The 10,875-nt window shown below is 70.2% G+C and carries 10 protein-coding genes; 8 read left to right on the top strand and 2 right to left on the bottom strand.

Annotation, left to right across the window (positions count from 1 at the left end):
• The 6 genes from K7G60_RS37085 to K7G60_RS37060 all read left to right on the top strand — a co-directional run.
• Nucleotides 1-1,126 (top strand): type VII secretion integral membrane protein EccD (locus tag K7G60_RS37085; RefSeq protein WP_225805367.1); only part of this gene is annotated, 1,126 nt, incomplete at its 5' end.
• Nucleotides 1,127-1,342: 216 nt separating this feature from the next.
• Entirely contained in the window at nt 1,343-1,633 is a 291-nt protein-coding gene (gene rpsO / locus K7G60_RS37080) for a 30S ribosomal protein S15 (protein WP_015036567.1), read from the top strand.
• Nucleotides 1,634-1,916: 283 nt separating this feature from the next.
• Nucleotides 1,917-4,136: a polyribonucleotide nucleotidyltransferase gene (locus tag K7G60_RS37075; RefSeq protein ID WP_225805366.1), complete on the top strand. Its 2,220-nt coding sequence runs from the start codon at nt 1,917-1,919 to the stop codon at nt 4,134-4,136.
• A complete protein-coding gene (locus tag K7G60_RS37070) occupies nt 4,133-5,512 on the top strand; it encodes a pitrilysin family protein (RefSeq protein ID WP_225805365.1) in 1,380 nt (459 codons plus the stop codon). The genes K7G60_RS37075 and K7G60_RS37070 overlap by 4 nt, the downstream gene beginning before the upstream one ends.
• 28 nt (nt 5,513-5,540) lie before the next feature.
• Complete coding sequence (gene dapB, locus K7G60_RS37065) at nt 5,541-6,293, top strand: 4-hydroxy-tetrahydrodipicolinate reductase (RefSeq protein ID WP_225805364.1); 753 nt, start codon at nt 5,541-5,543, stop codon at nt 6,291-6,293.
• A gap of 5 nt (nt 6,294-6,298) precedes the next feature.
• The gene (locus tag K7G60_RS37060) at nt 6,299-6,751 is read left to right on the top strand and encodes a tetratricopeptide repeat protein (RefSeq protein ID WP_225805363.1); all 453 of its coding nucleotides are present in this window, start codon (nt 6,299-6,301) and stop codon (nt 6,749-6,751) included.
• 24 nt (nt 6,752-6,775) lie between these two features.
• Here the strand turns inward: K7G60_RS37060 and K7G60_RS37055 are convergent, their stop codons facing one another.
• Nucleotides 6,776-7,321 (bottom strand): PH domain-containing protein, encoded by a 546-nt coding sequence (locus K7G60_RS37055; RefSeq protein ID WP_225805362.1) that lies wholly within the window; start codon nt 7,319-7,321, stop codon nt 6,776-6,778.
• Nucleotides 7,322-7,375: 54 nt separating this feature from the next.
• Entirely contained in the window at nt 7,376-7,615 is a 240-nt protein-coding gene (locus K7G60_RS37050; protein ID WP_225805361.1) for a hypothetical protein, read from the bottom strand.
• Nucleotides 7,616-7,953: 338 nt separating this feature from the next.
• Between K7G60_RS37050 and dapA the strand changes: the two genes are divergently transcribed.
• Together dapA and K7G60_RS37040 are read left to right on the top strand one after the other, a co-directional pair.
• Nucleotides 7,954-8,853, top strand: coding sequence for a 4-hydroxy-tetrahydrodipicolinate synthase (gene dapA / locus K7G60_RS37045; protein WP_225805360.1), 900 nt, complete (start codon nt 7,954-7,956; stop codon nt 8,851-8,853).
• Nucleotides 8,854-8,953: 100 nt separating this feature from the next.
• Nucleotides 8,954-10,639 carry a ribonuclease J gene (locus K7G60_RS37040; RefSeq protein WP_225805359.1) on the top strand — a complete coding sequence of 562 codons (1,686 nt, stop codon included), beginning with the start codon at nt 8,954-8,956 and terminating at the stop codon, nt 10,637-10,639.
• Nucleotides 10,640-10,875 lie beyond the last annotated feature (236 nt).

Below are 10,875 nucleotides of genomic sequence, written 5' to 3'. Positions count from 1 at the left end.
CGAACTGCTGCGCGGCGCCGGGCTCCTCGGCGGCGTGCTGCTCCTCGTCCTCATGGGCTTCGTCCTCTGGTTCGCCGACCCGGTCCGCCACGACATGCACAGCCTCCCCGGGATCATCGCGGGCGCCGCCGGCCTCCTGCTCACCGCCTTCGCCGGCGTCCGCGCCCGCGTCTACGCGGACCGGGCCACCGCCGTCGCCCTCGGCCTCGGCGCCCTCCCGCTGCTCCTCATCGCCGGCTCCGGCATCATCGCGGCCGACGCCGGCCAGGGCCCCGGCCGCCTGCAGTTCCTGCTCGGCTCCGTCACCGTCCTCGTCGCCTCCGTGGCCCTCGTCGCGCTCACCCCCAGCGGCGACGCCCCCTTCGTCGCCGCCACCTTCCTCGCCGGCGTCGGCACCCTCGCGACCTTCCTGATGATCCTCACCGAGGCCACCGCCACCGACGCCGCCGCCACCTGCGCGCCCGTCGCCATCGGCCTCGTCGCCTTCCTGCCCGGCCTCTCCGCCCGCTTCGCCCGGCTCCCCATCGGCTACGCCGCCCCGCGCAGCGCCGCCGACGACGACTTCTCCGCCGACCCGCAGGGCGAGGAGGCGCAGCCCGTCGACGGCGAGCGCATCGCGCTCCAGGCCCGCCGCGGCCACGAGATGCTCCTCGGCCTCGTCGGCGGCTGCGCGGCCGTCGTCGTCGGCTCCGCCGCCGTCCTCGGCTTCGCCGGGAACGTCTGGGGCCAGCTCCTCGCCCTCGCCGCCGGCCTCGCGATGCTGCTGCGCGCCCGCCTCTTCCGGTACACCTCGCAGGTCGCCTGCGTCCTCGTCGCCGGCATCGCCGCCATCGCGCTGCTCGTCCTCGGCCTCTCCCTCAACCCGCCGGCCGACCTGGTCAAGGACCTCCTCATGTACGGGGACCGCGGCGGCCTCGACATCCGGACGATCTGGCTCACCGCCGCCGTCGCCGCCGGCGCCTCGCTGATCACCGCGATCGGCCTGATCATCCCGAAGAAGGGCCTCTCGCCCTTCTGGGGCCGCCTCCTCGACCTCGCCGAGGGCTTCGTCCTGCTCTCCCTCGTCCCGCTCTGCCTCGCGGTCCTCGACGTCTTCACCCAGGTCCGCTCCCTCACCAGCAAGTGAGGCACCGGGGCGGCCGGGGAACGGGATACCGGGCGGCGGACCCCTCCGCCGCCCTGGTACGCTGTGTGACGGCCGTTTGTGTACGCGCTCCCGGAAGCCTTCTCAGGCCCTGGAAGCTGCGCCCATCGGACCTTCGCCCGTCGAGTCACGGAAGCTTCCCCTGAGAAATGGACCAGGGGCACTCGCGGGCGCACGAACACCCAAGAGGAGATCCGCGTGGCTCTCGACGCCGCTGTCAAGAAGCAGATCATGGCCGAGTTCGGCACCAAGGAGGGCGACACCGGCTCCCCCGAGGTCCAGGTCGCGATGCTGTCCCGTCGCATCTCGGACCTGACCGAGCACCTCAAGCAGCACAAGCACGACCACCACTCCCGTCGTGGTCTGCTGATCCTGGTCGGCCAGCGCCGCCGCCTGCTGCAGTACCTGGCCAAGAAGGACATCCAGCGCTTCCGTACGCTGGTCGACCGCCTCGGCATCCGCCGCGGTGCGGCCGGCGGCGCCAAGTAAGACGCCATGAAGGGAGCGGTTCCCACTTTCAGGGGGCCGCTCCCTTTGCTGTACGTGCGCAAAGTGCGCATCGGCACTTAGTCTGGTCGCACAACCCCATACGACGGGCGTGAAGCCGCCGGCCAGCCGCCGGTCCTCGGTAGTGGCCCCCGGAAACGAACATCCGGGTGCTTCGATCGAAGACCGGCCCGCACCCGAGGCGAGCTTCTCCGCCCCCGTCGCACACCGTCCCCGGCCACACGGGCCGAAGGACGCAAAGACGAACACGTAGGAGAAACCCATAGTGGAGAACGAGACCCACTACGCCGAGGCCGTCATCGACAACGGCGTCTTCGGAACCCGCACCATCCGCTTCGAGACCGGCCGTCTGGCCAAGCAGGCCGCCGGCTCCGCCGTCGCCTACCTGGACGACGAGACGATGGTCCTCTCGGCGACCACCGCCTCGAAGCGACCCAAGGACCAGCTCGACTTCTTCCCCCTCACGGTGGACGTCGAGGAGCGGCAGTACGCGGCCGGCAAGATCCCCGGCTCCTTCTTCCGCCGTGAGGGCCGCCCCTCCGAGGACGCCGTCCTCACCTGCCGTCTGATCGACCGGCCGCTGCGCCCCTCCTTCAAGAAGGGCCTGCGCAACGAGATCCAGATCGTCGAGACGATCATGGCGCTCAACCCCGACCACCTGTACGACGTGGTCGCGATCAACGCCGCCTCGGCTTCCACGATCCTGGCGGGCCTGCCCTTCTCCGGCCCCATCGGCGCCACCCGCGTCGCCCTGATCAAGGGCCAGTGGGTCGCGTTCCCGACGCACACCGAGCTCGAGGACGCCGTCTTCGACATGGTCGTCGCCGGTCGCGTCCTCGAGGACGGCGACGTCGCGATCATGATGGTCGAGGCCGAGGCCACCGAGAAGACCGTCCAGCTGGTCAAGGACGGCGCCGAGGCGCCGACCGAGGAGGTCGTCGCCGCCGGTCTCGAGGCCGCGAAGCCCTTCATCAAGGTCCTCTGCAAGGCCCAGTCGGACCTCGCCGCCAAGGCCGCCAAGCCCACCGGCGAGTTCCCGGTCTACCTCGACTACCAGGACGACGTCCTGGAGGCGCTCACCGCCGCCGTCAAGGACGAGCTCGCCCAGGCGCTCACCATCGCCGGCAAGCAGGAGCGCGAGACCGAGCTCGACCGCATCAAGGAGATCGCCGCCGAGAAGCTCCTCCCGGCCTTCGAGGGCCGCGAGAAGGAGATCTCCGGCGCCTACCGCGCGCTGACCAAGAAGCTGGTCCGCGAGCGGATCATCAAGGACAAGGTCCGCATCGACGGCCGCGGCATCACGGACATCCGTACGCTCGCCGCCGAGGTCGAGGCCATCCCGCGCGTGCACGGCTCGGCGCTGTTCGAGCGTGGCGAGACCCAGATCCTGGGCGTCACCACCCTCAACATGCTCCGCATGGAGCAGCAGCTGGACACCCTCTCCCCGGTGACCCGCAAGCGCTACATGCACAACTACAACTTCCCGCCGTACTCCGTCGGCGAGACCGGCCGCGTGGGCTCGCCCAAGCGCCGCGAGATCGGCCACGGCGCCCTCGCCGAGCGCGCCCTCGTGCCGGTCCTCCCGACCCGCGAGGAGTTCCCCTACGCGATCCGCCAGGTGTCCGAGGCCCTCGGCTCCAACGGCTCGACGTCCATGGGCTCGGTCTGCGCCTCCACCATGTCGCTGCTGAACGCCGGTGTGCCGCTGAAGGCCCCCGTCGCCGGCATCGCCATGGGCCTGATCTCCGAGGAGATCGACGGCCAGACGCACTACGTCGCCCTCACCGACATCCTCGGTGCGGAGGACGCCTTCGGCGACATGGACTTCAAGGTCGCCGGCACGAAGGAGTTCGTCACCGCCCTCCAGCTCGACACCAAGCTGGACGGCATCCCGGCCTCCGTCCTGGCCGCGGCCCTCAAGCAGGCCCGCGACGCCCGCCTCCACATCCTCGACGTGATGATGGAAGCGATCGACACGCCGGACGAGATGTCCCCGAACGCCCCGCGGATCATCACCGTCAAGATCCCCGTGGACAAGATCGGCGAGGTCATCGGCCCCAAGGGCAAGATGATCAACCAGATCCAGGAGGACACCGGCGCCGAGATCACGATCGAGGACGACGGCACCATCTACATCGGTGCCGCCGACGGCCCGGCCGCCGAGGCCGCCCGCGCCACGATCAACGGCATCGCCAACCCGACCATGCCGGAGGTCGGCGAGCGCTACCTGGGCACGGTCGTCAAGACCACCACCTTCGGTGCCTTCGTCTCCCTGCTCCCGGGCAAGGACGGCCTGCTGCACATCTCGCAGATCCGCAAGCTCGCCGGTGGCAAGCGCGTGGAGAACGTCGAGGACGTGCTCGCGATCGGCTCCAAGGTCCAGGTCGAGATCGCCGAGATCGACCAGCGCGGCAAGCTCTCCCTGATCCCCGTGATCGCGGACGAGGACGGCGCCGAGGGTGACAAGGACGACGCTGCCAAGTGACGTCCCGTAGTTCCCGCGCGACGGCCCGCCCCTCTTCGGAGGGGCGGGCCGTCGCCCGTACCCAAACGCTTCTTCCCGGCAAGGACGGCATCGGCACGGTCCGGCGCACGACCCTCCCCGGGGGCCTGAGGATCGTCACCGAGACCCTCCCCTCCGTGCGCTCCGCCACCTTCGGCATCTGGGCGCACGTCGGCTCCCGGGACGAGACCCCGACGCTCAACGGCGCGACCCACTACCTGGAGCACCTCCTCTTCAAGGGCACCCACAAGCGGTCCGCCCTCGACATCTCCGCCGCGATCGACGCGGTCGGCGGCGAGATGAACGCCTTCACGGCGAAGGAGTACACCTGCTACTACGCCCGGGTCCTCGACACCGACCTGCCGCTGGCGATCGACGTCGTCTGCGACATGCTCACCGACTCGCTCATCCTCGACGAGGACGTGGACGCCGAGCGCGGCGTCATCCTCGAAGAGATCGCGATGACCGAGGACGACCCCGGTGACGTCGTGCACGACCTGTTCGCGCAGACGATGTTCGGCGACACCCCGCTGGGCCGCCCGGTCCTCGGCACCGTCGACACGATCAACGCCCTCAGCCGCGGCCAGATCGCCCGCTTCTACAAGAAGCACTACGACCCCACCCACCTGGTCGTCGCCTGCGCGGGCAACGTCGACCACGCCACGGTGGTGCGCCAGGTCCGCCGCGCCTTCGAGAAGGCCGGCGCCCTCGGCCGTACCGACGCCGTGCCCGTCGCTCCCCGCGAGGGTGCCCGGACCATCCGCACGGCCGGCCGCGTCGAGCTCCTGAACCGCAAGACGGAGCAGGCCCACGTGGTCCTCGGCATGCCGGGCCTGTCCCGCACCGACGAGCGCCGCTGGGCCCTCGGCGTGCTGAACACCGCCCTCGGCGGAGGCATGTCCTCCCGCCTCTTCCAGGAGGTCCGCGAGAAGCGCGGCCTGGCCTACAGCGTGTACTCGTACACCTCGGGCTTCGCCGACTGCGGCCTCTTCGGGGTGTACGCGGGCTGCCGGCCCGGCCAGGTCCACGACGTGCTGGGGATCTGCCGCGACGAGCTCGACAAGGTCGCCTCGGACGGCCTCACGGACGAGGAGATCACCCGTGCCGTGGGCCAGCTCTCCGGCTCGACCGTGCTCGGCCTGGAGGACACCGGCGCGCTGATGAACCGCATCGGCAAGAGCGAGCTGTGCTGGGGCACCCAGATGTCGGTCGACGACATGCTCACCCGGATCGCGGCGGTCACCCCGGACGAGGTCCGCCAGGTCGCCCGCGATGTACTGGAGCAGCGGCCCTCGCTGTCGGTGATCGGCCCGCTGAAGGACAAGCAGGCGGACCGCCTCCACCGAGCGGTCTCCTGACCCCGAGCCCCTAAGGAAGTTCAGAGCAATGAGCAAGCTGCGTGTGGCGGTCCTCGGAGCCAAGGGCCGCATCGGTTCCGAGGCGGTCAAGGCCGTCGAGGCCGCCGAGGACATGGAACTGGTCGCGGCCCTCGGCCGCGGCGACGGTCTGGAGGCGCTCACCGAGGCGGGCGCCCAGGTCGTCGTCGAGCTGACCACCCCCGACTCGGTCATGGAGAACCTCGAATACTGCGTGGGTCACGGCATCCACGCGGTCGTCGGCACCACCGGCTGGACCGAGGACCGCCTCGCGCGGCTGAACACCTGGCTCGCCGCCTCCCCGGAGACCGGCGTCCTGATCGCTCCGAACTTCTCCATCGGCGCGGTCCTCACCATGAAGTTCGCGCAGATCGCGGCCCCGTACTTCGAGTCGGTCGAGGTCGTCGAGCTGCACCACCCGAACAAGGTGGACGCCCCCTCCGGCACGGCCACCCGCACCGCCCAGCTGATCGCCGAGGCCCGGTCGAAGGCAGGCTGCGCCCCGCAGCCCGACGCCACGACCACCGCCCTCGACGGGGCGCGCGGGGCGGACGTCGACGGCGTGCCCGTGCACGCGGTACGCCTCCGGGGCCTGCTGGCCCACCAGGAGGTGCTGCTCGGCGGCGAGGGCGAGACCCTCACCGTCCGCCACGACTCCCTGCACCACTCCAGCTTCATGCCGGGCATCCTGCTGGGCGCCCGCCGCGTGACCACGACTCCGGGCCTCACCTTCGGCCTGGAGCACTTCCTGGACCTGGGCTGACGGTCATGGGCGGAAAGATCACGTACGTCTTCCTCTCCACCGTGCTCGTCCTCGTCTTCGGCGTGGTGGCGATGGAGGGCGTCCTGCTCCTCCTCACGGGCGAGCCGGCCGCCATGGGCATGGGCGCGGTGGCGTTCCTGCTGCCCGTCGTGGGCGGCTGGTTCCTCTGGAAGAACACCCGGTTCGCACGCCAGGCGGGCCGCCTCGCCTCCGAGCTGGAGTCCGAGGGCGGCCTTCCCGTCGACGAGCTGAAGCGCACGCAGGGCGGCCGGATCGACCGGGACTCGGCCGACGAGGTCTTCGCCCTGCGCAAGGCCGAGACGGAGGACTCGCCCGAGGACTGGCGCTGCTGGTTCCGGCTCGCGGTGGCCTACCACGACGCCCGGGACACCCCCAGGGCCCGCAAGGCGATGCAGCGGGCCATCGCGCTCCACGCGGGGCGCCCGGTCGGCGCGTAGCGGCCCCCGGGTCCGTCCTTCGGATCAGGCCGTGCCGTACTCGGCGTTCCAGGCCTCGACGGTGTCGGCCGCCCGGTCGAAGGCCTCGACGCGGGAGAGGAAGTCGGCGTTGTGGTCGGTGAGCAGCAGCAGCTGCTCGCCGGCCTGCCGGTCGAGCACCAGGGCCTGGCCCTGGACCGTGCGGGGGAGTCCCAGCCAGCGCACCGGCTGCTGGACGGTCCGCACGGACGTCACCTTCGCCCAGGGCACGGTGACGGTCGAGAAGAAGCCCACGCGCCGCACGCCGGCGCGGCTCACCCAGGTGCCCATGCGCAGCATCCGCAGGGCGGCCGCGATGATGAGCACGGCGATGCCGAACGTGACGCACGCGCCGCCGAAGGCTCCGGCCGCCGCGATGATCACGGCGGCCAGCAGGACGAACGAGGCGAGCAGCAGCGCGAGTGCCGCCGCCCCCACCCGCCACGAGCCGGGCCGGTACGGACGGCGCCACTGGTCGTGGTCGTCGAACGGCAGGGCGACGTGGTCGGTCGTGTCAAAAGCACGGTCGGCCGTCAGGAAGGGCAGGGGCACGACAGGTCCTCACTCACAAGCACGCTCGAAGGGGCGGTGCCCGGTGAGGCTACCTCAGCGGTTGTCGGAGGCCTCGGACTGCTGCTGACGAGTGGCCGAGTCACCCGACTGGAGCGAGGGCATTCCCAGGACGAGGGACCCGACGAGGCCGGCAACGACGGTCAGCCCGAGCAGAGTGCGGCCCACGAGCTGCGAGGCGCTGAGGCGCTCCCGGGGCGGTGGAGTGACGTTACTGCGGAAGTGGTCGGCCTCCGCGACGAACGCGAACGGTACGGCCTCTCGCCGGCGGAACATCAGGGCCACTCTCCTTCTTCGTCGTCATGCGTCACAGGTACAGACGACGGAAGCGGTGTTTTGGTGCCCTTTTTCATCAAAGCGGCCGAATCTCATCCTCCGATAGGACGCCAGGAGTACGAGAGACCACACGGACCGTCCGTCCGTCCGGCCCCCACAGGGCACACATGTCCGAACGTACGATGCGAAGTGTCCGTATTGCGACGTTTCGCGAAGTTCATCTAGGCTGATCAAACGGACCCGGCGCTGCCTGAACCCCCGAGCAGGCAGCGCCGGGCTCCCTTTCTCCCGTGCCCCTCAGGGGCGCCCGGCGCTGAGCAGCGAGTAGCGTGTTACCCATGGCTCCGATCTCCACTCCGCAGACCCCCTTCGGGCGGGTCCTCACCGCCATGGTCACGCCCTTCACGGCGGACGGCGCACTCGACCTCGACGGTGCCCAGCGACTCGCCACCCACCTGGTGGACGCAGGCAACGACGGCCTCGTCATCAACGGCACCACCGGCGAGTCCCCGACCACCAGCGACGCGGAGAAATCGGAGCTCGTACGAGCGGTACTGGAGGCGGTCGGCGACCGCGCCCACGTCATCGCCGGCATCGGCACCAACGACACCCGCCACTCCGTCGAACTGGCCCGCACCGCCGAGCGCGACGGCGCCCACGGCCTCCTCGCCGTGACGCCCTACTACAACAAGCCCCCGCAGGAGGGCCTGTACCGGCACTTCTCGGCCATCGCCGACTCCACCGGCCTCCCCGTGATGCTGTACGACATCCCCGGCCGCAGCGGCGTCCCGATCGACACCGAGACGATCGTCCGCCTCGCCGAGCACCCGCGCATCGTCGCCAACAAGGACGCCAAGGGCGACCTCGGCCGCGCCAGCTGGGCCATCGCCCGCTCCGGCCTCGCCTGGTACTCCGGCGACGACATGCTCAACCTGCCGCTGCTCTCCGTCGGCGCCTGCGGCTTCGTCTCCGTCGTCGGCCACCTCGTCACCCCGGAGCTCCGCGCCCTCCTCGACGCCCACCTCGGCGGCGAGGTCCAGAAGGCCACCGAGATCCACCAGAAGCTGCTGCCGGTCTACACCGGCATGTTCCGCACCCAGGGCGTCATGACCACCAAGGCCGCCCTCGCCCTCCAGGGCCTCCCCGCCGGCCCCCTGCGACCGCCGCTCGTCGAGCTCTCCGAGCAGGAGACCGAGCAGCTCAAGGTCGACCTGGCCGCAGGCGGGGTAGAACTCTGACAACGGACTTCACAACTGAACACTGACAACAGCAAGTGCACGATTGTCATGCGCGCCACGTGCCCGACCGGTACGTGGCGCGCATGGTGAGGAGAGTCTTTTGAGTCATCCGCATCCTGAACTCGGCGCCCCGCCGAAGCTGCCCAAGGGCGGCCTGCGCGTCATCCCGCTCGGCGGCCTGGGCGAGATCGGCCGCAACATGACGGTCTTCGAGTTCGACGGCCGGCTGCTGATCGTCGACTGCGGCGTCCTCTTCCCCGAGGAGGAGCAGCCCGGCGTCGACCTGATCCTGCCGGACTTCACCATCATCCGGGACCGCCTCGACGACATCGAGGGCATCGTGCTCACGCACGGCCACGAGGACCACATCGGTGCCGTCCCCTACCTGCTCCGGCTGAAGCCGGACATCCCGCTCATCGGCTCCAAGCTGACCCTCGCCCTGATCGAGGCGAAGCTCCAGGAGCACCGCATCCGCCCCTACACCCTCGAGGTGAAGGAAGGCGACCGCGAGAACCTGGGCTCCTTCGACTGCGAGTTCATCGCCGTCAACCACTCCATCCCCGACGCCCTGGCCGTCGCCATCCGCACCCCCGCGGGCATGGCCGTCGCCACCGGCGACTTCAAGATGGACCAGCTCCCGATGGACGGCCGCCTCACCGACCTCCACGCGTTCGCGCGGCTCAGCGAGGAGGGCATCGACCTCCTCCTGTCCGACTCGACGAACGCCGAGGTCCCGGGCTTCGTCCCGCCGGAGCGGGACATCTCGAACGTCCTGCGGAACGTCTTCGCGAACGCCCCGAAGCGCATCATCGTGGCCAGCTTCGCCAGCCACGTGCACCGCATCCAGCAGATCATCGACGCCGCCCACGAGTACGGCCGCCGCGTCGCCTTCGTCGGCCGCTCGATGGTCCGGAACATGGGCATCGCCCGCGACCTGGGCTACCTCCGCGTCCCGGCCGGCCTCGTCGTGGACGTGAAGACCCTCGACGACCTGCCGGACGACGAGGTCGTGCTGGTCTGCACGGGTTCCCAGGGCGAGCCCATGGCGGCCCTGTCCCGCATGGCCAACCGCGACCACCAGATCCGCATCGTCCCCGGCGACACGGTGATCCTCGCGTCCTCCCTCATCCCGGGCAACGAGAACGCGGTCTACCGCGTGATCAACGGCCTGACCCGCTGGGGCGCGAACGTGGTCCACAAGGGCAACGCCAAGGTCCACGTCTCGGGCCACGCCTCGGCCGGCGAGCTGCTGTACTTCTACAACATCTGCAAGCCGAAGAACCTCATGCCGGTCCACGGCGAGTGGCGCCACCTGCGCGCCAACGCCGAGCTCGGCGCGATGACGGGCATCCCCAAGGACCACATCGTCATCGCCGAGGACGGCGTCGTCGTCGACCTGGTCGACGGCCGCGCCCGCATCACCGGCAAGGTCCAGGCGGGCTACGTGTACGTGGACGGCCTCTCGGTCGGCGACGTCACCGAGACCTCCCTCAAGGACCGCCGCATCCTCGGCGAGGAGGGCATCATCTCGGTCTTCGTCGTCGTCGACTCGTCGACCGGCAAGATCACGGCCGGCCCGCACGTCCACGCCCGGGGCTCCGGGATCGACGACTCCGCCTTCGACGCGGTGATCCCGAAGATCGACCAGGCGCTCAACAAGTCCGCCCAGGACGGCGTCGTCGAACCCCACCAGCTCCAGCAGCTGATCCGCCGCTCCGTCGGCAAGTGGGTCTCCGACACCTACCGCCGGCGCCCGATGATCCTTCCGGTCGTCGTCGAGGTCTGAGACGCCTGACCAGCGCAACACCGGAGCGGGGCCCCTCGATTTGCATCGGGGCGCCCCGCTCCAGTACGTTTACGGCTCCGCCAGATCGGGAAGTCCCCGGCGCCGTCGTGCGCCCGGAGGACGAACCGGGAGGCGGGAAATCCGACTCAGAACTTCTGATAAAGTCGGAACGCGCCGGAAGGCCTCGAAGAAAACAAATTCGGGACCGGAAAGCACCGAGGAAATCGGATCGGAAA

This window comes from Streptomyces sp. NK15101, assembly GCF_020400725.1.
In the GTDB taxonomy this organism is placed as follows: domain Bacteria; phylum Actinomycetota; class Actinomycetes; order Streptomycetales; family Streptomycetaceae; genus Streptomyces.
The sequence above is the reverse complement of the archived record's forward strand: the minus strand, read 5'-3'. Positions and strand labels throughout refer to the sequence as shown.